24 protein-coding genes are annotated in these 24108 nt (G+C 41.7%); 16 read left to right on the top strand and 8 right to left on the bottom strand.

What is annotated here, in order from left to right; translation table 11 throughout:
* Window positions 1-195: 195 nt before the first annotated feature.
* On the top strand, window positions 196-1227 hold the full coding sequence (locus tag BN6556_RS05575; protein ID WP_066188184.1) for an acyltransferase family protein: 1032 nt from the start codon (window positions 196-198) through the stop codon (window positions 1225-1227).
* Between the two features lie 102 nt (window positions 1228-1329).
* Here BN6556_RS05575 and BN6556_RS05570 read toward each other — a convergent pair whose 3' ends face one another.
* Complete coding sequence (locus BN6556_RS05570; protein WP_066188183.1) at window positions 1330-2193, bottom strand: fructosamine kinase family protein; 864 nt, start codon at window positions 2191-2193, stop codon at window positions 1330-1332.
* Between the two features lie 137 nt (window positions 2194-2330).
* On the opposite strand from BN6556_RS05570, the gene BN6556_RS05565 reads away from it, so the two are divergent.
* Both BN6556_RS05565 and BN6556_RS05560 read left to right on the top strand, forming a co-directional pair.
* Window positions 2331-2606, top strand: coding sequence for a YwdI family protein (locus tag BN6556_RS05565; RefSeq protein ID WP_066188182.1), 276 nt, complete (start codon window positions 2331-2333; stop codon window positions 2604-2606).
* A 19-nt stretch (window positions 2607-2625) separates the two neighbouring features.
* Window positions 2626-2994 (top strand): DUF423 domain-containing protein, encoded by a 369-nt coding sequence (locus BN6556_RS05560; protein ID WP_066188181.1) that lies wholly within the window; start codon window positions 2626-2628, stop codon window positions 2992-2994.
* A 62-nt stretch (window positions 2995-3056) separates the two neighbouring features.
* Here BN6556_RS05560 and BN6556_RS05555 read toward each other — a convergent pair whose 3' ends face one another.
* The 3 genes from BN6556_RS05555 to hemQ form a co-directional block, all read right to left on the bottom strand.
* The gene (locus BN6556_RS05555; RefSeq protein WP_066188179.1) at window positions 3057-3296 is read right to left on the bottom strand and encodes a hypothetical protein; all 240 of its coding nucleotides are present in this window, start codon (window positions 3294-3296) and stop codon (window positions 3057-3059) included.
* 15 nt (window positions 3297-3311) lie between these two features.
* Window positions 3312-3755, bottom strand: coding sequence for a spore coat protein GerQ (gene gerQ, locus BN6556_RS05550; RefSeq protein WP_066188178.1), 444 nt, complete (start codon window positions 3753-3755; stop codon window positions 3312-3314).
* A 180-nt stretch (window positions 3756-3935) separates the two neighbouring features.
* Window positions 3936-4682, bottom strand: coding sequence for a hydrogen peroxide-dependent heme synthase (hemQ, locus tag BN6556_RS05545; protein ID WP_066188174.1), 747 nt, complete (start codon window positions 4680-4682; stop codon window positions 3936-3938).
* Window positions 4683-4982: 300 nt separating this feature from the next.
* Between hemQ and pta the strand changes: the two genes are divergently transcribed.
* Together pta and menC are read left to right on the top strand one after the other, a co-directional pair.
* Window positions 4983-5963 (top strand): phosphate acetyltransferase, encoded by a 981-nt coding sequence (pta, locus tag BN6556_RS05540; RefSeq protein WP_066188172.1) that lies wholly within the window; start codon window positions 4983-4985, stop codon window positions 5961-5963.
* 219 nt (window positions 5964-6182) lie between these two features.
* Window positions 6183-7274, top strand: a complete 1092-nt coding sequence (gene menC, locus BN6556_RS05535; RefSeq protein ID WP_066188170.1) for an o-succinylbenzoate synthase — start codon at window positions 6183-6185, stop codon at window positions 7272-7274.
* 101 nt (window positions 7275-7375) lie between these two features.
* Here the strand turns inward: menC and BN6556_RS05530 are convergent, their stop codons facing one another.
* Window positions 7376-8344, bottom strand: coding sequence for a helix-turn-helix transcriptional regulator (locus BN6556_RS05530; protein WP_066188168.1), 969 nt, complete (start codon window positions 8342-8344; stop codon window positions 7376-7378).
* A gap of 165 nt (window positions 8345-8509) precedes the next feature.
* Here BN6556_RS05530 and BN6556_RS05525 point away from each other — a divergent pair, with 165 nt between their 5' ends.
* A complete protein-coding gene (locus BN6556_RS05525) occupies window positions 8510-9343 on the top strand; it encodes an SDR family NAD(P)-dependent oxidoreductase (protein WP_066188164.1) in 834 nt (277 codons plus the stop codon).
* Between the two features lie 55 nt (window positions 9344-9398).
* On the opposite strand, the gene BN6556_RS05520 is transcribed toward BN6556_RS05525, so the two are convergent.
* Window positions 9399-10220, bottom strand: a complete 822-nt coding sequence (locus BN6556_RS05520) for a lipoate--protein ligase family protein (RefSeq protein ID WP_066188162.1) — start codon at window positions 10218-10220, stop codon at window positions 9399-9401.
* A 93-nt stretch (window positions 10221-10313) separates the two neighbouring features.
* On the opposite strand from BN6556_RS05520, the gene BN6556_RS05515 reads away from it, so the two are divergent.
* From BN6556_RS05515 to BN6556_RS05485, 7 genes are all read left to right on the top strand, one after another.
* Window positions 10314-11609 (top strand): HD domain-containing protein, encoded by a 1296-nt coding sequence (locus tag BN6556_RS05515; protein WP_066188160.1) that lies wholly within the window; start codon window positions 10314-10316, stop codon window positions 11607-11609.
* Window positions 11610-11701: 92 nt separating this feature from the next.
* The gene (locus BN6556_RS05510) at window positions 11702-12205 is read left to right on the top strand and encodes a YwgA family protein (RefSeq protein ID WP_066188158.1); all 504 of its coding nucleotides are present in this window, start codon (window positions 11702-11704) and stop codon (window positions 12203-12205) included.
* Window positions 12206-12241: 36 nt separating this feature from the next.
* On the top strand, window positions 12242-13078 hold the full coding sequence (locus tag BN6556_RS05505; protein WP_066188156.1) for an alpha/beta hydrolase: 837 nt from the start codon (window positions 12242-12244) through the stop codon (window positions 13076-13078).
* A 139-nt stretch (window positions 13079-13217) separates the two neighbouring features.
* Window positions 13218-14390 carry an ATP-grasp domain-containing protein gene (locus tag BN6556_RS05500; protein WP_066188154.1) on the top strand — a complete coding sequence of 391 codons (1173 nt, stop codon included), beginning with the start codon at window positions 13218-13220 and terminating at the stop codon, window positions 14388-14390.
* Window positions 14391-14401: 11 nt separating this feature from the next.
* Entirely contained in the window at window positions 14402-15148 is a 747-nt protein-coding gene (locus tag BN6556_RS05495; protein ID WP_066188151.1) for an esterase family protein, read from the top strand.
* A 107-nt stretch (window positions 15149-15255) separates the two neighbouring features.
* Window positions 15256-15636, top strand: a complete 381-nt coding sequence (locus BN6556_RS05490; protein ID WP_066188150.1) for a hypothetical protein — start codon at window positions 15256-15258, stop codon at window positions 15634-15636.
* Window positions 15637-15878: 242 nt separating this feature from the next.
* Window positions 15879-16391, top strand: a complete 513-nt coding sequence (locus BN6556_RS05485) for a YwhD family protein (protein WP_066188149.1) — start codon at window positions 15879-15881, stop codon at window positions 16389-16391.
* A 213-nt stretch (window positions 16392-16604) separates the two neighbouring features.
* Here BN6556_RS05485 and BN6556_RS05480 read toward each other — a convergent pair whose 3' ends face one another.
* A complete protein-coding gene (locus BN6556_RS05480) occupies window positions 16605-18653 on the bottom strand; it encodes a transglycosylase domain-containing protein (protein ID WP_066188147.1) in 2049 nt (682 codons plus the stop codon).
* Window positions 18654-18906: 253 nt separating this feature from the next.
* On the opposite strand from BN6556_RS05480, the gene BN6556_RS05475 reads away from it, so the two are divergent.
* The 3 genes from BN6556_RS05475 to argS are packed head-to-tail and all read left to right on the top strand — an operon-like array spanning window position 18907 to window position 22071.
* Window positions 18907-19944: an AimR family lysis-lysogeny pheromone receptor gene (locus tag BN6556_RS05475; RefSeq protein ID WP_066188145.1), complete on the top strand. Its 1038-nt coding sequence runs from the start codon at window positions 18907-18909 to the stop codon at window positions 19942-19944.
* A gap of 16 nt (window positions 19945-19960) precedes the next feature.
* The gene (locus BN6556_RS05470; RefSeq protein WP_078059938.1) at window positions 19961-20389 is read left to right on the top strand and encodes a DUF1934 domain-containing protein; all 429 of its coding nucleotides are present in this window, start codon (window positions 19961-19963) and stop codon (window positions 20387-20389) included.
* Between the two features lie 14 nt (window positions 20390-20403).
* A complete protein-coding gene (gene argS, locus BN6556_RS05465) occupies window positions 20404-22071 on the top strand; it encodes an arginine--tRNA ligase (RefSeq protein ID WP_066188143.1) in 1668 nt (555 codons plus the stop codon).
* Window positions 22072-22368: 297 nt separating this feature from the next.
* Here argS and BN6556_RS05460 read toward each other — a convergent pair whose 3' ends face one another.
* Window positions 22369-23508, bottom strand: a complete 1140-nt coding sequence (locus BN6556_RS05460; protein WP_066188141.1) for a phospholipase D-like domain-containing protein — start codon at window positions 23506-23508, stop codon at window positions 22369-22371.
* Between the last annotated feature and the right edge of the window lie 600 nt (window positions 23509-24108).

Here is a 24108-nt window from a genome sequence, read left to right as displayed (position 1 = left end):
GCAGGACATGTCTCGCCTAAAAGTCCTCTGTTTATCATATCATACATTCATCATTTTCATTACAGCTTTACTAATAATTGCAGCTTGATAACAGTACATTTACAAAGTGATAACAATCGGCCAAAACGCTTTTGCTTCATTTAAAAAGGGGGTATCATGAAGAAGAATAGTTAAAAGAAAGAGGGCGAATGGGATATGAAACGAGAGGTTTATTTTGATAATGCTAAACTCTTGTTTATCTTCTTGGTTGTGTTTGGACATTTGATTCAACCTTTAAAAGATAACATTGAGGTAGTTGGTGCTTTGTATCAATGGATATATTTATTTCATATGCCAATCTTTATCTTAGTCAGCGGTTTCTTCGCAAAAGGCGCAGGAGACCGTGGTTATATAATCAAACTAGCAAAACGAATCTTACTACCATATTTTATGTTTCAAGTTTTTTATTCTGTTTATTTTCTTACAATTGGGAAAAGCAGCTGGGATCAAGCAGTGTATGATCCACAATGGGGGTTATGGTTTTTATTGAGCCTGTTCAGCTGGCATATGCTGTTAATTGGTTTCAAAAAGATCCAGCCAGTTATTGGTATTCCACTTGCCTTTTTAATCGGAATCGGGGCGGGTTACTTACCGTTTATTGGTCCGGATTTTAGTTTGTCGAGAACATTTGTATTCTTTCCATTTTTCTTGATTGGGTATTGGCTCCATTCTGCGCAGTTATATAAATGGCAAACGATTCCAAAGAAAGTAACAGCGGCTGGATTATTATTTGCCGTATTTGCAATAACATATGTGACGCCAAGAATACCGGTACAATGGTTGTTTGGATCGCAATCTTATAATGGAATGGATGTTGCCATGACCGGTGGACTTTACCGAGCGTTGTTATATGGAGTCGCTCTTTTAATGGTGTTTGCGGTACTGATGTTAATTCCTCGTAAAAGCTTTGGTTTTTCCAACCTAGGTCAAAACACAATGTATGTGTATTTGTTGCATGGGGTGATCATTCAATATGCACGAGAGGCAAACTTGTTAGCAGTAGATCAAAACTTAGATGTACTAGGATTGGCTGTCATTGCAGCTTCGATTGTCTGGCTATTAGCCTCCAAATGGGTGGTTACTTTTGCACAACCGATCGTAGAAGGGAAGAACGATCTAATGCAAACATGGCTGCAAGAGCGAAGAGGACGGCAAAAGGCATATCAAATGAAAGAAAAATCATCTTAATCAAGTCAGATCAAAAGGGCTGTTGCGCTAAAAAAGGCAACAGCCCTTATTTAGTAAGGTAGGAAAGTTTATAATTCTTGATATTAGCATGTGCAAGCTTAGCTATTTATCAACATAACGCTTGAGAATTCGGTCGACACTGCCCCCATATCCTTCGCCAAAGATATTCAAATGGACCAGTAAATAGAACAACTGATAGAGAGGTTTAACCTCCTGATAATAATCTTCTAATGGGAAAATATCCTGATAATGATGATAAAAATCGACCGGGAACCCGCCAAATAGTTCGGTGAAAGAAAGTTCAAAGAGATGATCGCCATAAACAACGGAAGGATCGATGATATAGGGTCTGCCATGTGGACCGGTCAGCCAATTTCCTCCCCATAAATCTCCATGTAATAAGGAAGTTCGCGGATGGCTTGGCAGATAATTCTCCAATTGATCAATTAGCGCCGTCAATCGAGATCTTCTTGCTTGAGGCATTCGGTTTTGCTGGACAGCCAATTCCATTTGTGGCAGCAACCGCTTTTCGCGATAATAATCCACCCAGTTATCGTACCATTGATTCAATTGTGTTAATTCCCCAACAAAAGTAGGTTGATTGTACCCATATTGAGCAGTGTTCTTGGCTAAATGCATAGCAGCTAGCTGTTCACCAAGTTGTTGACTGGTAGCTGTGGTTTTTTCACCATCTATCCATTCCATAATCAATACCATGTCCTCGTCTGTTGTTTTTTGATCATAATAGTAAACATCGGGAACGGCGATGGTTTGTGTAGCACGGATGCGTTCTAATCCATCGGCTTCTATCTGGAAGAAGTTACTGGACACCTTTCGATTTGCCTTAATGAAATAGTCTTGTTTCTCCGTTGCGACATAGTAGGCTTGATTAATATCACCGCCAGATACAGGTTGAATCTTGCGTATTGATGTGTCGTCACCTAATTGTCTTAATTTCTCTTCCATGTTTATTACCTCCCTGTATTTCAGTATATCATGGTCACGTTTTGAAAAAAATAATCGACTTTAGTATACAAGAAGTGGGTTTGTGTTTTGCAACGGTCTACAACCATTGTATAATGAGTGGAGAGAGGATGAATTCAATGGCTATTACCAATCAACAAATATTACAAAAAATAATCGCCGAGTGTGAACAGGCGTTACAAAATGAAACAAAAGTACGAGAGCATGCCAGGGCGGTTCAGACATTGACAGATTTATTACTGGAACATGATGCGCCAATCAGCTCTTCTGTTAAAAAAATTGAGGATATGGAGTGGCAGAAGATGGTTGGACAACCTGCGCCACCACCCATCACTAAATCAACACAAAAGTCAGATGATGAAGCAGGCACCAGTGATTCGTTATTAGATTTTTAATAAGGGAGTGTACCAAGAAATGAAATTGTTTTTATTATTAGGGGCGCTAAATGGTTTTATCGCCGTTGCATTGGGTGCGTTTGGCGCACATGGTTTGGAAGGTAAACTGTCGGAGAAGATGATCGACACATGGAATAAGGCGGTACAATACCAGATGTTCCATACGGTGGCATTGTTTGTAACAGGGTTGCTGATGCAGAAAATCACGGCAGGGAGTATCGTGTCTGCCGGCTGGTTTTTCTTGGCGGGGATTATCCTATTTTCCGGCAGCTTATACATTTATTCTACGACACAAATCAAGACCTTTGCCATGATCACACCATTGGGCGGAGTAGCCTTTTTAATCGGTTGGATCTTATTAGGTTATGCTGTAATGAAATATACTTAAAGCGTGAGAGGTAATGTAACAGACTAAAAAAGCTAGTGCATTCACTGCGAATGCACTAGCTTTTAAATAAAGAGGATCAGCAGAATTGTCCCGATCAAACCTAACCCCCTTACAAGCGATTGTGAAAAGAAGTACGTATTCCCTTGCCGCCATTCTTTAAAGGCATCGATAAAAAGGTTAATGCTCAAACTAGTAAGAGCGATCATGGCCAACAGCATAGAGCTGTAGACCCAGGCAATCATAATGAGCGCTAACGTCATGCAAAAACAGGCGATGTGTATGTCGTCAATCGTAGCTTTCATCCGTGTCCTGCCTTATTAGCGAGGAGAATTGTTAGCCATATTATAAGGGTAGTCATAGGCAATTTCTTCATCAAATGTAATGTAATCCAAATAAACCATTAATAGAATGTATCTTTTTCCTGTCTCCGTGTCACTTAAAATAATGTGATCCCGCCCAGCTGCCTCAATAATTCCTTTAAATATTTTGGCATTCCAACGGTCATTATTTTCGAAGGTCATGTAAACGGTCGCCTGTTTGCCTCTATTAAGTCGCAAAATGTTTTCAATATAGGATTGTTCGACGGGCAACATCCCAGGAGGATTTAGCGATTGTTGCTGCTGTTGCTGTTGTTGCTGTGTCATCGGAGCTGTCTGCTGATTTTGCATAGGAAATTGCTGCATGCCATTACCATTGTTATAAAAGTTTTGCGGGTAAAAAGGCTGTGCCTGAAACTGGCCTTGGTTATCATATTGATTCATCCATAAAACCCCTTTCGATAGTCAAGCATCGGTCTGCTAACTTATCTATATGCAACGAAAAGGGTGAACATTCCAATAAACTAAAACTTCATGCAACAGGTGGTTTTTCCACTGCAGATTAGTAGAATCCATCAAAACCAAAAAGCCGGCTTAGGGTCTCCAAGCCAGCCATTTCACTTATTATACTGCTAGATAAGCGGGTACATCCTCCGTCTTGAGGATATTTCCCACATAAAAGGAACCAAATTCACCATAGCGTGCACTAACGACATCAAAACGCATTTCATAGACTATTTTCTTGATTTGTAGAACATCTTTGGCGAAGAGCGTTACACTCCATTCCCAATCGTCAAATCCCATAGAACCGGTAATAATCTGCTTGATCTCGCCTGCATACTTCCTGCCGGTGAAGCTATGTTCATACATAAGCTGACGACGCTCATCAAAAGGAAGCATATACCAATTGTCATCCCCTTGTCGACGCTTGTCCATTGGATAAAAGCAAATGTGATCCCATTGTGGTAATTTTGGTGCTAGTCGTGCACGCACACCAGGGTTATCTTCAGGATTATCATTCTCTTTTGACATATATTTCGATAATTCCACAACAGATACATAAGAATAACTAGGTATAGTGAACTCAGCGAACTTGGACTTGTTGAATGTTAATTCAATGTCACTGAGTTCCTGCATAGTAGGGCGTAGGATCATCAAGATAATATCAGCCTTTTGCCCAATAATGGAGTAGAAGGCATGACTGCCATCCCTGTCTTCAGCTACCGTCTCCCATTTGCGCAACATGTTTTGTAATTCTTCTACTGCTTGTTTGCGTTCTTCTTCGGTTGCCTTTTTCCACTTGGTCCAATCTATTTTGCGTAAATCATGTAAACAATACCAGCCATCCATCGTTTCTACCGCTTCTGGCATAAGAATTCACTCCTTTTTTTCATTCCTTTGCTTTACTATAACATATTGTAGGAAAGGTAAGCACGAACCTACTATGTAAATTGACTAATAAATCCCAAAAAAATGAATAAATAAAGAACCTTTTCTGAGTAGAGATTGGCAAGAGTGGAGCAAGTAAAAGCGTTTTAAGTTGAAGGTATTAGGGAACGATAGTTATGTATTGTCTAAATATTTGATTGGAAACGGATATCATATTTACTTTTCATGTTACACGAAATAGTGTATCATATAATACAGATAATCAAATGGAGGGTTATATGCATGAGCGATTTATTTGCAGATATTAAGAAGAGGTTGCAAGGAAAGTCTAACAGAATCGTATTACCAGAAGGGCTTGACGAACGAATTATCACAGCAGCAAGTCAATTAAAAAAAGATGAACTAGTCGAACCTGTACTAATTGGATTACAAGAAAAAATAGAACAGAAGGCGAAAGAAATCAATGTTTCTATCCAAGATGTGGAAGTGATCGATCCAAGTACTTACCCAGCGTTTGAAGAAATGGTTACAGCTTTTGTGGAGCGTCGTAAGGGAAAGGCAACAGAAGAAGACGCGCGAAAAATGTTATTGGATGAAAACTATTTTGGAACGATGCTGGTTTACATGAATAAAGCTGATGGGTTGGTAAGCGGGGCTGCACATTCTACAGCAGATACGGTAAGACCAGCTTTGCAGATTATTAAAACGAAACCAGGGATTAAAAAAACATCTGGCTGTTTTGTGATGGTGCGTGATGATGAGAAATATGCCTTTGCAGATTGTGCCATTAATATTGCGCCAGATAGTCAGGATTTAGCAGAGATTGCCGTTACGAGTGCTAAGACGGCTGCTTTGTTTGACATCGATCCTCGGGTAGCTATGTTAAGCTTTTCTACTAAAGGATCTGCCAAGTCAGAAGAAACGGACAAGGTGGCAGAGGCAGTAGCGATCGCTAAGGAAAAGGCTCCAGAATTAACGATTGATGGTGAGTTCCAATTTGATGCCGCATTTGTCCCTTCTGTAGCGGAGAAAAAGGCACCAGGTTCTATATTAAAAGGGGATGCCAATGTCTTCGTCTTCCCGGGTTTGGAAGCAGGTAATATCGGATACAAAATTGCTCAGCGCCTTGGCGGATTTGACGCAGTAGGTCCGGTCTTACAGGGATTGAATAAACCAGTAAATGACCTATCAAGAGGTTGCAGCAGTGAGGATGCCTATAAATTGGCTCTGATCACCGCTGCCCAATCTTTAGACGCACAGTGAATTTTGCTGTGCGTTTTCTTATATATGAAAGCATGTCATCTCTGCTACAATAGATATTGGAATGGTCTTGATCTTGAAATAGGCGATGGCGACCAAAAAGCAGTGACATCCTGAGAAAACGGTCGTCATATTGGTAATGACGACCAAGATCAAGCGGAATTTCAAAAAAATAGTCGTCATATTGGTAATGACGACCAAACGGAAAGAAAGGACTATCTTATGACGCTATCATTCACCAAGCTTCGTCTCTACCGTCAGGCGCTACCACTGAAACACCCATTTCAAAACAGCTCCACCATTGTAACAGAAAAAGACGTACTGTTTGCTGAACTCATCGATCAAGATGGTCTGCGAGGATATGGGGAGTGTGTCGCATTTGATTCACCATGGTACACAGAGGAAACGGTTGAGACGGCACAACACATGATTCAACAACATTTGTGGCCGCTGCTCCAATCACAAGAGATCACCCACCCACGTGAGTTGAATCTCGATTCGGTACAGCGCCATCATATGGCAAAAACGGCACTGGAGGGAGCGGTTTGGGATATCTATGCAAAAAAAATGAAGCAGCCGCTCTATCAAGTGTTAGGTGGTAAAACGAACCAAGTAGCAGTAGGTGCAGCTATTGGCATACAATCCGATCTACCAACCTTGTTAACAAAAATAGAAGAAGCACTTGCCAGCGGCTTTCAACGAATAAAATTGAAAATAAAGCCAGGGTATGATCTGCATGTATTGGAGCAAGTGCGCCGTCATTATCCCGATATACCGCTTATGGTAGACGCCAATAGTGCATACACCTTACAAGATACGGCATTGCTTCAGCAGATAGATCGTTTTAACTTATTGATGATCGAACAACCATTGGGATCGGATGATTTGCTTGATCATAGTATCCTGCAACAAGAGCTAAAGACATCTATTTGCTTAGACGAAAGTATTGATACGCTGGCAGATGTTCAGGCTGCGTTAGCGCTGAAGAGCTGTCAGATCATCAGTATCAAGCTTGGAAAAGTAGGGGGATTCAATCAGGCGCGTGCTATTCATGATTACTGTCAAGAGCGCGGCGTGCCGGTATGGTGCGGCGGGATGCTGGAAGCAGGCATCGGCAGGGCACAGTCTTTGGCGCTAGCCACTTTACCTAATTTCTATTATCCTGCCGATCCAGGGCCATCGAACCGTTATTGGCAGCGAGACATCATTCAACCGGAAATCGGCATGGAAAAAGGTATGATCACGTTACCAGAACAACCTGGTATGGGCTATCAAGTTGATTTATCTACAAGTGAGCAGGTGTATAGCAGTTAATATCAACTAGCGTTGGATAAGAAAATAACAAACTTATCATCCCATTGTTTTATTTTGAGCAGATGTAAAAAGAATGAATCAAGATAACTCAAAAACTGACGTTATCGGTCCGATTGGTAAAAAGCAACCGTAGTAGCTGCCATTTTAAGGATTTTATGGTGCAATTCTTTCGGCTTCCTCACCTTGATTTGATCGGCAAATCCTAGTATATATCCCTTTGCCTCTTCTTCTGTATCAAAAGAGAGCGTAACAGGTATCCAGCCGTCTTTTTCGCTGTTTCCTATTTCTATAATCCGTACAAAACGTCCGCTGAATTGCAGTCTTGGCAAAATAGAGGCTGTAACCAATATGTTGACTTCGTAGCTGGGTAATTTTTGGACAAAAGCTTTGGTTGAGTCCCTCCAGTATTGTGCTAGGGAAAATTGTTTCGGTCTTGTAAACGTTTCGGAAACTGGAGCGGCTTCTTGGATTCGAGTAATCCTATAATTGCGCACCTTTCCATTTTCTTTAGAGGCAACTAAGTACCAATTCTCCCCCTTAGCAACCAATCCGAGCGGTGCTACGAGGTATTCCATGACTTCTCCATCAGCACGCTGATACAATATATTCAATTTAGTATCTTTCCAAATGGCCTGTTTTGTTACGTCAAAGACAGCCATTTTTTCTTTTGGTTTCCGCCACGAACTGGTGTCAATATGGATTCGGTTCCAAACATCCTTCGCATTTTCCCGATATATGGATGGAAGAGAGGCGATGAGTTTATTTCTGGCGTCCTCGGAAGTATGACTTAGCCCTAAATCCTCGAGTACTTGGATAGCAGGTGAAACCAACAGGGAATGTATTTCGGTTTCTTTCAACCCGGTTAGCTTTGTCTGGTAGTTTTCCAATAAGGACCATCCCCCGTTCGTACCTCGTTCTGCCATGATGGGGATACCTGTACCGCTCAACGCATCCATATCTCTGTATATGGTTCTTTCCGAGACTTCTAATCGTTCTGCCAATTGTTTGGCTGTCATCTGTCCATGTGTTTGCAACAATAACAAAATGGATATCAAGCGATCTCCGCGCATCTTACATTCCTCTTTTCTTAAAGTGGCTAGTTTTTCAATAGGTGCATATTTCTTATTTTAACAGAAAGGACATGCAAGCATTCTTTATTTCTTGAAATATGACACTTGTTGTCAAGAATGGTTCGGTATAATCACGATAACTCATGTAGAAGGGTAGGAAAAGCGATGAAACCACTTGAAGGAAAAATAGCACTTGTAACAGGTGCCAGCAGAGGAGCAGGAAGGGGGATTGCTATAGAGTTGGCACAAGCTGGGGCAACGGTGTATCTGACGGGGCGCAGTACTAAACATAAATCCATTAATAATTGGCCGGGGACGATTGATGACACAGCTTCTAAAATAACATCTGATGGCGGAAACGCTATTGCTGTTCGCTGTGACCATACAAAGGATGTAGAAACAGAAGCCGTTATTGATAAAATCCGACAAGAGCAAGGCAAATTAGATATCCTGGTTAACAATGTGTGGGGGGCGCATGATCTAGGGGTAGAAGCAAAACCATTTTGGCAGTTATCTTTGAAAAATTGGGAGACAATGTTTACAGCCGGTGTACGGGCACAATTAGCAACCAATTATTTTGCTGTACCATTGCTTCGCAAAAGTGAACAAGCTTTGATCATCCATACCACCTTCTGGGATGATAATAAATACACTGGGCAATTTTATTACGATTTAGCAAAACAAGCATTAATCCGCATGTCCTATGGACTATCTATAGAACTAAAACCGGAAAATATTGCGGTTATTGCTGTTTCACCAGGGTTTATGAGGACGGAGTTAGTTTTGCAATATCATGCATCAGATGAAGAAAATTGGCAGGAGGCGGAGGATTTAAGCAGAACGGAAACACCGCATTATGTTGGAAAAGGAGTAGCTGCCTTGGCAGGTGATCCAACCAGGTTGGAGAAGACAGGTCGGGTGTTTAGGAGCGCTGATTTGGCAAAAATGTATCAATTTACTGATATAGATGGACGGTTTATTCCGCCTTTCACCCTATAAAAGTCAATGGAAAAGGGTGTATCGCAAGCCCCTTTTCCATCATATAGAATGCATTTTACCCAAGTGCCTTCCGATTCCGCTCGATCATTTGTTTCATCCGCCGTTCAAAAATAGCAAGCTCCTCTCCAGTAAGATCTGACTCAACCACACGGCCCAGTTGTTTTAACACACGTTCTATCGCATTCTCTACGGTCAAATCCGCACCAAGCAATTCCGACAACGACCGCATGGTGTCGGGTTTAATAATCGGGAATTCAAAACGCTTGTCTGTTTTGGCTTTCCCGGCTTGGTAAAAATCACGAATCAATTCCGCTCGTTTGGCGCCGCTGCCACACATGCATATATATATTTGCACGGCAATCCCTTTTTTTACCCGTCGTTGTGAGATGCCGGCAAATTTTTTCCCGCCAATACTCAAGTCATAGTCACCTGGGCAGTATGAGCCGGTGATTTCATAGGCCTCGATTTCATCGGTTAAATCACGGTACATATCCTGGACAAATGCCGTCATTAGCTGATAGCCTGAGTGAATCCCCAGCTCTGGTAGATCCGGCAAAATAAAAGAAAAATTAAGGACATCCCGATCCAATGCAACCGCTAAGCCACCGGAATTCCGCACGATCACCTCATACCCTTGATCTTGTAAAAAGGAGACAGCGTGCTCGATCTCAGGCAGTCTGGTATCAATGATTCCCAGCACAACTGTCGTATCATGCACCCAAAAACGGCAAGCTACCTGATCTATCGTACCTCCAATGGATTCACATAAGGCGTCATCAACGGCAAAAGAAGCCATCGCTGTCGTCAGCACCTGTGGATCACGATGGTCCACGAGCCGAATATGTTTATCTGCGAAAAAATATTTCCAATCGTTCATCAAGTTTCCTCCAGCTTCTTACATCACGAAATTTTGAAGATCGTTCTGAACTATATTATACTAATAGAAAGTAAAAAGAGGAAGGTATTTGCCATGGCTTATAAAGATGAACAATTATATGAAGAGAAGGTGTTTAAAGACCCGGTCCATCGCTATGTCCATGTTCGAGATCTCGTCATCTGGGATTTGATTGGCACGCGGGAATTTCAGCGGTTAAGAAGGATTAAGCAGTTAGGCACTACCTTTTTAACCTTTCATGGCGCCGAACATAGCCGATTTAATCATTCATTGGGTGTTTATGAGATCGTCCGGCGTATTTTGATTAACTTTGAGGATCGCCCCAATTGGAATCGTGAGGAGCGGCTGCTTTGTTTATGTGCCGCATTACTGCATGATTTGGGGCATGGTCCATTCTCCCATTCCTTTGAAAAGGTCTTTAAGCTCGACCATGAAGAATATACAAGGGCGATTATTTTGGGGGATACCGAGGTACACCAAATTTTGGCCGAAGTAGGAGCAGACTTCCCGCAAAAAGTAGCAGATGTAATTAATAAAACCTATCATGATAAATTAGTGGTTAGTCTGATTTCCAGCCAGATTGATGCCGATCGAATGGATTATTTACAGCGTGACGCCTATTTTACAGGGGTGAGTTATGGACATTTTGATATGGAGCGTATTTTGCGCGTGATGCGCCCGCTAGAGGATCAAGTGGTTATCAAGGAATCCGGGATGCACGCGGTAGAAGACTATATTATGAGTCGATACCAGATGTACTGGCAAGTGTATTTTCACCCGGTGACAAGAAGCGCCGAAGTGATCTTGACGAAAATTCTTCATCGAGTGAAGGATTTATATCGTGAAGGGTATCAGTTTCAAGTGAAGCCAACCCCGTTCATCTCTTTCTTCGAGGAGGATGTTTCCTTATCGGACTACATACGACTGGATGAGGCCGTTGTCGTCTACTATTTCCAAATGTGGATGGAGGAAGATGACCCGGTCTTAGCCGATTTGGCTGATCGTTTTATGAATCGTCGTCTATTTAAATATATTGAATTTAATCCCAATCTACAAATGAAGGCATGGATGGAGCTTTATCAGCTTTTCCAACAAGTAGGTATAGACCCAGAATATTACTTGATTGTCGACTCGTCATCGGATTTGCCTTATGATTTCTATCGGCCAGGTGAAGAAGAGGAGAGATTGCCGATTCATTTGTTGATGCCAAATCAGGAGTTAAGGGAACTATCACGGCAATCCGACGTGGTGGAAGCTATTTCTGGTAAGAAACGAACGGATCATAAACTTTATTACCCGAAGGATGCTATCGAACAGTTAGCAGATGATCGGCCAGAGAAACTCAAGATACAAAGAATACTAGAACAATAACCATTAGGGGAATAACTGTTCAAAAAAAGTTTGATAAATACAAACGCTAGGATTGTTTTTGAACTGCCTCTTAAAGAACTGGAGTGTTTGCATTGCTAGATAACCATGCTAGATTAGTGGAAGTCATCGCTACGGCAGATGGAATCGTAGGACGTAAGAAATTGCAGAAAATGATTTATATCATGAAGCAGTTAGGATTCCCTTTTGAGGAGAAGTATACCTTCTATTTCTATGGACCTTATTCTGAGGAACTTAGCCTGCGGATCGAAGAACTTACTAACCTAGGATTCGTCTCAGAAGTAAAGGAAAAGCGAAGTAATTACTATCAATATCGCTATCAAGTGACACCGGAAGGGGAAGATTTTCTAAAGCATTCTCAGGCAAAACTTTCGATTGCCTCTACCTTGTTGCAGGATATGAAACAGCGGAGCTCACGTTTTTTAGAATTGGTCGCAACGCTGCAGTATTTTGATCATTTAAGTGAAGTAGAGATAGAAAAGAAAGTCGCAGAAGTGAAAAAGAAATCTAACTATACGAAAGAAGATATTACGGAAGCGCGGACGTTTATTCAGCATTTAAGACAAGCCATATCTTAATTTGGCAGGGTCTACTCATCAGAAAGGGAGAAAAACATGAAAAATTCATCCTATTTCTATTTAAAATTGGAGACACATCGCTTAACTATGCCTTATAAAAACGAAAAACGACGTATCCGTGTTCTATTGCCAAAAGACTATCAAGTGGAAGAGGACACCCACTATCCCGTTGTATATATGCATGATGGACAAAATGTTTTTTACAGCAGTGAGGCCTACAGTGGCCATTCATGGAAAGTGATTCCGGCGATTAAGCGCAACCCTGATTTACCGAAAATGATCGTGGTAGGCATAGATAATGCCGAACAAGATCGAATCGATGAGTATACCCCGTGGAAAATAACGGAAAGCCCACTTCCAGAAGATATTGCATTAGGCGGTGGTGGTGCGGAATTTGCCGAGTTTGTCATCGATGTCGTCAAGCCGTTTATCGATCAACATTACCGTACGAAACCAGATAAGTCACATACCGCCATGATTGGCAGTTCGCTAGGTGGTAATATCACCGCCTTTATGGGGATTGCCTGTAAAGACCAAATTGGTGCATTGGGTGTTTTTTCACTGGCCAATTGGATTGCCAGCGCACCCTTTGACCATTATATTACAAAAGAAGAGCTGGATCCTGAGCAACGGGTATATATTCAAGTTGGGACACAAGAAGGGGATGAGACCGATCGGCAATTGATGTACGGTAATATGAAGCAAGCCTATATTGATTGCTCGCTTGCGTATTATCGGCAACTTCTACAAGGAGGCCTTCCAATCGATCAGCTTCGTTTGCGTATATTTGCTGACGAAGAGCACGATGAAGTAGCTTGGGCGAAGCATTTGCCGGAATGTTTACGATTTTTAAGTGAAGAATGGCATTCATAAGAGCTGAAAGAGGAACGGTAGAATATTGCGTCTATTATTGTCAGATTTTTTCGAAAATTTAGATTGATTTTCTGTTGGTGTAATGGTATTTTAAAGGTAATATGAACCCTTTTTAAAAAGCTGCGAGAGGAGCTCTCTGATGAATTATATATTAATTTCTCCCTATTACCCTCGCAATTTTCAGCCATTTGCTACGCGTTTAAAAGAGGCTGGTGTCCATGTTTTAGGCATTGGTGAAGAGCCATATGAGCAGTTAGACGCGGCTTTACAACTGGCGTTATCTGAATATTTTCGCGTGAATGATCTAACTAATCTGGATGAAGTGAAACGCGCCGTTGCTTTTTTGTTCTATAAACATGGTCCGATTGACCGAATAGAATCAAATAATGAGTACTGGTTAACGTTGGATGCGACTCTGCGTGAACAATTTTATGTGTATGGGAATAAGCCAGATGATTTGAAAAAGGTAAAATATAAATCCGAAATGAAAAAACTGTTTAGACAAGCAGGGGTTCCAGTAGTAGATGGCAAGGTGGTACGCACGAAAGCGGAGTTAGCTCAGGCTGTTGACGTGTTAGGTCTTCCAGTCATTGCCAAGCCTGATAATGGTGTGGGTACGGCAGCTACCCATAAGCTCGATACAAGAGAGGCTGTCTCCCGTTTTGAAGAAAAATGGGATGAAACGGTTGTTTACTTCTTGGAGCAATATGTCGAAGGCAAGCTTTGTACCTTCGATGGATTAGTGAATCAGCAAGGGGATATTGTCTTCCAAACAAGCTTCACCTATAACGTCCCCACACTGGAACTGGTTACAGGCCAGCTCGACTTAGCATATGTCATTCAGAAGGAAATCGATCCCAAGCTTGAAGCGTATGGCAAGGCAATAGTACAGACTTTTGGCATGAAGGAGCGTTTTTTTCATATTGAGTTCTTTCAATTAGCCAATGGTGATTATGTGGCACTTGAGTATAATAACCGTTTGGCTGGAGGTTATACGGTTGATATGTATAATTATGCGTATTCAATCGACTTATTTGCCCAATATGCTTCCCTTGTAACGGGTGGTTCATTCCGCGAGCCTGAGGTTGATAATCAGTTTTGCGTTGGTGTCACACAACGTGATGTGTACGTCTATCAACATGATACAAAGGCGATCTATCAACGTTTTGGTGCTAAAGTGAAATTTGTCCAGCGTATACCAGAGGCATTTGCTGAGCTCCAAGGGAATCAATTTTATGCGATTAATGCCGATTCGCAGGAAGAAGTTGACGATATCGTTCGATTTGTACATGCACGAAAAATTCAAGGATAGGGGTTTTCGTTATGTATATGGAACAGCTGAGTCATTGGAGTGGGGAATTAGGACGTGAAATGCCAGTAAACAGGTATGGCCATAGCGGTATGCCGATTGTGGTGTTTCCTTCATCCGGGGGCTCGCATGTGGAATATAGTGATTTCGGAATGATCGATGCTTGTCATGATTTTATCGAATCAGGGCAATTTCAATTTTTCACCTTAGCTAGCATCGACAGTGAAAGTTGGCTGGATGATGGGAAATCACCACATGATCGAGCAAAAGCCCATGAGGCATATGATCGTTATCTGATATCAGAGGCAGTTCCGCTTATAAAGCACCAAACAGGCTGGTTTGATCCGATGATGACAACGGGGTGCAGTATGGGCGCATATCACGCGGTCAACTTTTTCTTGCGGCATCCAGACGTCTTTCAAACAACGATTGCCTTAAGCGGGGTATACGATGTACGGTTCTTTTTTGGGGAGTACGGCAATGATCCGCTTGTCTATGAGAATTCGCCTAGTGACTACATTTGGAACCAGCATGACGGCTGGTTTATCGATCGCTATCGTTCCGCCAATATTATTGTTTGTACCGGGTTAGGAGATTGGGAGCAGGATGGACTTCCCTCCTATTTTACGTTAAAAAAGGCCTGTGCTGAAAAACAAATCCCTGCATGGTTTGATGAGTGGGGAGATGATGTCGCCCATGATTGGGTATGGTGGCGTCGTCAAATGCCCTATTATTTGGGGAAAGTAGCTGAATCATTCTAAAAGACACCATAGACTTGGTGTTTTTTTATGAAGAAAAAGAATGGGAAACTTCATCATAGAGCAGTGAACAGCGTGATTAACCATTGCGACTTATAGATTGAAAACAAATGATGGCCAAAATCGAAGGGAAAATCGCTGAAATGGGCGTCATCACGGAAATGACGGCCAAAATCGGAGAGGAAATCGCTGAAATGGGCGTCATCACGAAAATGACGGCCAAAATCGGAGAGGAAATCGCTGAAATGGGCGTCATCACGGAAATGACGGCCAAAATCGGAGAGGAAATCGCTGAAATGGGCGTAATCACGAAAATGGCGGCCAAAATCCGAGGGAAAAGCACTGAAATGGGCGTCATCACGGAAATGACGGCCAAAATCGGAGAGGAAATCGCTGAAATGGGCGTCATCACGGAAATGACGGCCAAAATCGGAGAGGAAATCGCTGAAATGGGCGTCATCACGGAAATGACGGCCAAAATCGGAGGATAAACCGAAAAAACGGTCGTCATTCCTAAGGAGACGGGGGTTCCACGAGAAAAGGAGTTCTACAGCTAACCAGACAACTCCCATCAAAAGAGCCGAGCCGAGATCAATCTACAGAACACGGAAAAGCCATTATTTGCAGATGAGGATGTATATCATGTAAAGTAAAAGGTGAACATAGAAAATGAAATGTAGAAAATAACGATGCTACAATAAGAGAGAAAATTAGTATGAGGAGGAACTTGCTCATGAGTGATAATAAACCCAAAAAATCGAATCAATTTACGATTATGAAGGATGATCCTAACGACGGTCATGGCGGCTATGGTGTTGGCTCCATCAGTCTGGAAAACATTTCTCCCGTTATTATCGATCCAAAGGAAGATCGTGCCTTCATTGACATAGGAGCCATGCATGGCAGAAGTGAAGTGGAGCGACGAGTGAAATTTCTGCCAAACAAAGACGAAGTACCTAATGGCAAACTATATTGGATTGTCTGGGTTACGGTAGAAAAAACGGAAAAAGGTCCATTCTATTATGGCGTAACTGCTTGTGAAATTATCGTGGACCGCCCGATTAAACGCGCCTATAAATCGATGCCAGAGCATGTTAATCGTATGGATAAATCGATGAAGGGCCATGTGATTGTGGATCATATGGATGAAAAGTCTAAACAACTATTAGGAGATTTCCTGCGAGAGTTTGATGCTAGCATGTGGGAACTTTCATCAGATGAATTAAAGCAGGCATTACCGGAATAGCAACATATCACCAAGCATTTTAGCAGTGAATTGTGCAGAAAGAGAATATGAACATTTTATGAACTTTTAATAAAAGGGCAAATTAGACTTGTTCTTAGCGTTCAATATTAATAGAATAGATACAAGGTAACTCTTAGTTACTAGGACCGTAAGAGGGCTGGGCATTGTGCTCAGCCTTTTTACGTTAATCCAACAGTCACCTTCGATATAAAATTACTCTTCACCGGTCCAAAGCCACTCCCACCAGTTCTCTAACAAATGATCCTCAGGAATAGTCTCCTTTTCAGAGTCCTTATGGCAATATTCGGTCGGTTCCGTACCACGGACGAATAGCATGGTATGGCTTGGTCCGCAGCCCTCCGCTGCTAATAGTCCTGTTTCTAAGTCGATCTCCGCCTCTGTGATATTATCCGGTTTTACCACATGTGTATCAGCATGGCCGGTGTGGGCTTTTTCCATAAACTTGGCCCAGACTTCTTTGGCATATTGCTGATCCTCAGTACTGACAATTTCTCGGTTATCATCATAGCCAACCCAGAACCCCGCAGCCAGAGCAGGACTGTAGCCGACCATCCAATTATCGACATTGGTTGTGCCTGATTTACCGGCATACTCATGAGTTAATTCATCGGCAATCGAAGCGCCGGTTACTCGCATATATCCATTCAATGACTCATCAAACATACCTTTCATTAAATCGCTAAGAATATAAGCGTAGCTTGGATTTAATACTTGCTTATCGTCTTTTTTACGAAGAATATTCCAGCCACTTGTCTCTTCCACCGCTTTCTCTCTTTCATATAAAACAGTGCCAAAGCCATCGGTTACCTTGGTGATCGTATGAGGATGAATCTTTTCACCGCCATTTGCAATGATACTGTACCCGGTTACCATCTCTTTGATGGTAACGACCTCTGTGCCCAATGCCAGGGAAGCGACAGGGTCTAAATCGCTGGTGAATTGAAATTTTTCTTTGGTTGCTTGGGCAAAATGCTCTGGAGTGACAAACAAATTCGTCTTAACAGCAAAAATATTATCCGATAATGCCAATGCTTGTGCCAAGGTAATCGGCTTATTCGCATAGTAATCGTGATAATTGCTTGGCTGATAACTTTTTCCATCCTGCAATTCAAAGGTAGTCGGCTTGCTCATTAGTGCTGTAGCAGCTGTCATTCCACCCTCCAAGGCATTATAATATAAAAAGGGTTTAAAGGCAGATCCCGGCATTCGCTTTGCCTGAGTAGCACGATTAAAAGAAGAATCCTGATAATCTTGTCCGCCTATTAAGGAGGTGATTGCTCCGGATTCGGGGTCCATAGCCATTCCACCAATCTGTATTTCCTGATTGTTGATAACCTGCTCCGCCGTTTCCTCTAAAAATTGTTGCTGCTGGGCATCTAGTGTGGTGTATACCTGATAACCGCCAGAACGGATCTCTTCTTCGTCCACGCCTAGTAATTCTTCCAATTCATGGCTGACCACATCTTGAAAATAAGGAGCAATCGCTGCTGTCTGGTTTTCTTCTTGATTTGCAAAAGCCAGTGATTCGTTGATCGACCTTTGGTAAGTCGCTTGATCAATCACTCCTTTGTCGTTTAAATTTTTCAAGATCCATTCCTGTCTTTCCTTTGCGCGTTTCTCGTTATGAAAAGGGGAGTAATGGGACGGGCCATTCGGGATGCCAGCAAGCATTGCAGCCTCTGCCCAGCTGAGATCATTGGCCGATTTATCAAAAAAATGTCTGCTGGCAGCTTCAATGCCATAGGCACCATGTCCATAATAGATCGTGTTTAAATAACCTTCTAATAATTCGTCTTTATCATAAAACATTTCTAAACGAATCGTATAAAAAGCCTCATACAGCTTGCGTTTCCATGTTTTTTCATGCGTTAAAAAAAGATTTCGTGCATACTGCTGGGTAATCGTACTTGCACCTTCTTTTAAGGACAAAGTGCGAATATCCTTCCAAATCGCGCTTAATAGTCGTTTGAAATCAAAGCCAACATGCTGATAGAAATGCTGATCTTCTGTCCAAACGGTTGCCTTTTCTAATTTGTCATCAATTTCAGGTAATTCCACCCAATAACGTTTTTCCGAGCCGGATGTTTCCCCGATTACTTCCTCGGTATTACTGAAATAGATGGTATTCTGTGATCGATCCAGTGAAGGGGGACCAAGCAGAAAACAAGCAATCATCAACACAGTAAAGCAAGAAATCATCATCATTAATAGAAAAAAAAGAACCTTCGCCAGGCGTCGCATTGCTCTCCCACCCCATTCTCTTCATTACTAGCAGTATGGCTTAAAAAACACATAATAAACATGCATTTTTTGGGAATTTAACACCAAGAAAGTGTGGAATAGAGCTATCAGATGAAAAAGTTTCAATTAAAACGATTGCTTTCATCCCAACCTGTGTCATAATATGATAAAATGTTGTATAGTAAAAGAATTGCACAAACATACTTGTAACCTCTAGACAGTCATTTAGTAAAAAAAGATTAGGAGATATTCTATGGAACGTAATACAATTGTGGAAGACTTTAAGTTGAATAAGAAGGAAATACCGTTGTATGCCGTCTATCGTCAACTAGAAAATCAACCTAATGAATTACGCGATATGAGTGAGATCTGTTTGGCGAGTGAGCAAGCAGTAAATCAGTGTGTCGCAATGGAGTACTTATATATAAATGGATTATACGAAGAGTTAAGGCAGCTATTGGAGAAGGTTCGTCAAACTGATCAATCCTTCTGTCGAAAAGTAGCCAAGATCTATCAAATCATGTACGAGCGCAAAACATTAGGGAAAAAACAGCTTAAGCCAGATGCGCCAGTCCAATATTTGAAGAAGCTACATCGTATGAAGATGCAGGAAGAGGATTATTTTCTGAGGATATTGAGTGATCTTGTCCATATTTATTGTTACTTTGATATGTACCAATATGGCATGATTGGCACGTTTAACCAAACCATCAAACAACATTTAAGCAAGATCAAAGATCCATTATTATATCGGTTGCTTGATCTCCGTTTGCAAGAAGCTTTGTTTATTTATCATTGGAAGCGTAATGAGCTAATTCTTTCCCGCAAGTATGGCTATCAGTTATTACAATCGATTAATAACCCTAGGAAGAAAATTGATATCCACAATATTTTGGCGCAAGGGTACATTTATGAGAGTTATGATCAAGCCATTCATCATATTCATACAGCATTCAAGATTGCCAAAGATATTGATAATGAACGAGCTGTTTACGGTTTGAAGAATTATACCTTGGCGTTTATCTCCGCCTATCATGGGAAAAACGATGGTATAGAGACGGAGGACAAGGCAGAGCAAGCTCATCTTGCTTTAGCGGATAACCGAAATGAGGAATGCATTGAGATACTGAATAGCTTTTCCAGTTTAACCCCTTTTCAACAATATTATTTGGGCTTGGCGAAAAAGGATAAAGAATTGTTGCGGGCTTCTTATCAACGATTTATCGATGAGCGGGATGATTATTTTTACGCCAGATTACCATTAGAAGCACTAAACAGACTTGATAAATAAAAGGATGCATGATAACGTGAATAAATCTATCGTGTCCGTCAAGATGACGATGGAGATCATTGACCAGGATCAACAAGAAGTAACCGTAGTAGAAGAAGAGGGTCAATTGATGGAAAGAGGTAATTTGACTGTGTTAACCTTTCGTGAACAGCATCATGAGGAAGAACCGATTGATTCCCTCATCACGATACAAAAGGACAAAGTAACCGTGAAGAGGAACGGGGGGATTTCCATGGTTCAGCGGTTTATCGCAGGTCAAATAACCGAGAATATATATAAACACGCGTATGGTTCTATGCATATGGAAACCACGACTGAACAAGTTTACTTTGACCGTCCTCTAGGGGAAAAGACGGGTAAGCTGTATGTAAACTACCAAACGAGTTTAAATGGCGAGGAGCCGAGGCAGCATAAGCTCACCATTTTATTGAATTATAGAGATTAGTGGAGGTAACCAATATGAACGTGATGCAAGAGCTACAAGAGAAAGTAAAAGCGGAAATTAAACAGGCCGTAGTAAAAGCGAAGTTAGCGGCAGAAGCAGAGGTGCCGGATATTATTTTGGAAAAACCAAAAGACAAGGCACATGGCGATTATGCCACAAACATTGCCATGCAGCTTGCCCGTATTGCCAAAAAGCCGCCACGTCAAATTGCGGAAGAACTGACAGCTCAATTGGATACAGCAAAGGTATCGATCAAACAAGTGGATATTGCAGGGCCGGGTTTTATCAATTTTACGATGAATAATCAATATCTGGCGGAGTTAATCCCAGCTATTTTAAATGAAGGTCAAGATTATGGCACTTCTGATTCTGGCGCGGGACAAAGGATTCAGGTGGAGTTTGTCTCAGCGAATCCAACGGGAGATCTCCATCTTGGTCATGCCCGTGGTGCCTCTGTAGGGGATTCGTTGTGCAATATTCTGGATAAGGCTGGTTACAAAGTACAACGTGAATATTATATCAATGATGCTGGTAACCAAATCGATAATCTCGCGCTATCCATTCAGGCACGTTATATGCAAGCATTAGGTAAGGATTTTCCTATGCCTGAGGACGGCTATCATGGACCAGATATCATCCAAATTGGCGAGACTTTGGCAGAAGAGCATGGTGATTCCCTTGTAGAGAAAGCAGAACAGGATCAACTTGTTTTTTTCCGTACTTACGGCTTGCAAGTTGAATTGGATAAATTGGCACATGATTTAAAACAATTTCGCGTGCCTTTTGATCATTGGTTTTCCGAAACGTCACTATATGATGAGAATAAAATTGTCCCAGCGATCGAGCTATTAAGAGAAAAGGGATATATCTTTGAAGAAGATGGTGCAACATGGTTTCGTGCCACTGCATTTGGGGATGATAAGGACCGTGTACTAGTTAAACAGGATGGTTCCTATACTTATCTCTCACCAGATATTGCCTATCATAAAAATAAACTTGATCGCGGCTTTGACAAGCTGATCGATATTTGGGGAGCTGATCACCACGGCTATATCCCAAGAATGCATGCGGCGATTCAAGCATTAGGCTATAACGCCGATACCCTTGAAGTGCAGATTATTCAAATGGTCAATCTATTTGAAAATGGTGAAAAAGTGAAAATGAGTAAACGGACAGGAAAAGCAGTCACCCTGCGTGAGCTTATGGAAGAGGTAGGCATTGATGCGATGCGTTATTTCTTTGTAATGCGCTCTGCCGATTCTCACTTAGATTTTGATATGGACTTGGCAAAATCGCAATCGAACGACAACCCAGTTTATTATGTTCAATATGCCCATGCGCGGATTTGTACGATGCTAAAACAAGCACAGGAAAAAGGGATCGACTGGTGCGATTATGATGCGAGCTTATTGCAATCGGAAAAGGCCGTAGATTTACTGAAGAAGCTCGGTGAATTTACTCAAGTGATTGCCGATGCCGCAGAAAACCGTACACCGCATCGCGTCACACAGTATGTGTTCGATCTGTCTGCCCAGCTCCACAGCTTCTATAACGCGGAAAAAGTGATCAATCAAGAAGACCTGATGGCGACTAAAGCCCGTTTAGCCTTAATGGAATCGGTGCGCATTACCATCGCCAACGCCGCAACATTAATTGGCGTTCAGGTACCAGAAAGTATGTAAAACAATCCCCTCTTCACCAATAGCGTGAAGGGGGATTTTTTACGGCGCTTCTAGTTGACATAATACGAAACTGACCGGAAAGGAGCTGAAACCGTCCGGAAAGAGCGCAAAACTGTCCGGGAAAAGTCTCGAACCGTCCGGAAAGAGCGCAAAACTGTCCGGGAAAAGTCTCGAACCGTCCGGAAAGAGCGCAAAACTGTCCGGGAAAAGTCTCGAACCGTCCGGAAAGAACGCAAAATCGTCAGGAAAACAGCTAAAACTGTCCGGAAACACTTCATGAATCTGATCGCTACCTACTTATAACAGGCCTCGAATTGGAACAGTCAGCCAAGCAAGCAATCTTAAATAGAGCGGTTGATGCTTCAACCAGCCCTTCGTCAAGCTTTTGCTGATCAGGACGTCTTGCCAAAAGGCATGATAAAGCTTGTCATATAAAGAGGACGTACTAGGCGCGATGATATTCAGTTCCTGGTTAAGCTGCCAGCTGCGTCGATCAAAATTTGCGGTGCCAGTGAGGCAGAACTGTTCATCAATAAAGATTACTTTTCCATGAAAAAAGCCATCCTTATACAATCGAATGATTGCCCCTTGTTGCGCCATACGCCGTAAATATGGTAGAGCCGCTGCTTTTGTTAAGGGATGATCGGCCTTGTCAGGGATTAAAATGGTCAATTGGACTCCTCTTTGTAAGGCAGTAGTGAGTGCCTTTTCTATCATACGGCTCGGGATGAAATAGGGGGAGCCAATATCAATGGAATGCTCACTGTTTTCGATATAATGCAGTAGCAGCTGTTCTAAAGTGGTTGATTCCGAAGCTAACACCTCTATATCTCCATGATCACTTACCATTGCATGTTCGCTGTCTTTTTTCCAATCATTAAGAAAGCTTTCCTGTAGTACATCGACTATATCTCCAGTTACACGGATGTGATAATCACGCCATTTGCCTAATGCTAAATCCTTGCCCAGGTATTCATCACCCAAATTAAAACCACCAGCATAACCGATTTGACCGTCAACAACTAATACCTTGCGATGGTTGCGGCGCTGCAAATGATAAAAAAGTGGGAAGGCAGGACCATTCCGTTTTTGAAAGGCGAATTTATCTTGCAACCATTTTTTGCGAAACCGAATGCTCCCACCCCAATCGGTTAAAAAACGTACCTTAACACCTTCTGCTTGTTTTCGTGCTAACAGACTGTAAACTTGATTGCTCAGCCGATCATTACGAATAATAAAAAATTGAATATCAATGGTATGCTTGGCCTGTTCTATATCGGCACAGATTGCCTTGAATAGATTGTTTCCTGTTGTGAACACCTCTACATCCTTAATCGATGTTTGCCAGCTTTTACTATGATTTTGTCCTGCTGCTAGTCGTTTCCCTAATTGAAAATCGAGCCAAATAAGTAGCAGCAATAATAGGATCCATAACATGCCATATCCCCCGCTTTTTATCTTAGAATGCCCAAAAATGATAATTTATTAATCAAGAATTCCATTTTCACAGCAGAAAAAAATCGGAACAAGTCTCGTCTATAGCTTGATCATACAGAAAGGAATAATTAGATAAACTTCCCTTTGAATCCTAGTTGCTGAGAATCATAGCGACATGCTTATCAGCGCGTGACCTATAAAAGCCTAGTATATTTCTTGTAACCATATTAAATTCCCAAATATTATGATAGTATGGAAGCTGTTACATCATGTCAGGGAGGTGATCAAGCGTGGAATTATCCATTTCATTCCTCATAATTTCCGCTATTATTTTTTTCGTATTATTGTATATTGTGATAGAAACAGCTGTAAGAAGAGGGATAGACGCATCGGATACGAAACAAATCATTGAAAAAATATATCAAAATGAAACCGACAGGTATTAACTCACCATTTGAAAGGTTTTCTGGCATGTGTCAGCTGTGCTCCTCGATATCAAGCATATTACGTCCACTATGATCAGGGGGTATCTCTGCTATTTACATTTTCGAGATGTGAAAGCTGAGTAACATAAGGGGTGCGTTTTTGTTCAGAATACGT

The organism is Gracilibacillus timonensis, from assembly GCF_900086715.1.
GTDB lineage: Bacteria > Bacillota > Bacilli > Bacillales > Amphibacillaceae > Gracilibacillus > Gracilibacillus timonensis.
Note: the sequence above shows the minus strand (reverse complement) of the source record. Positions and strands in the feature narration are given on the sequence as shown.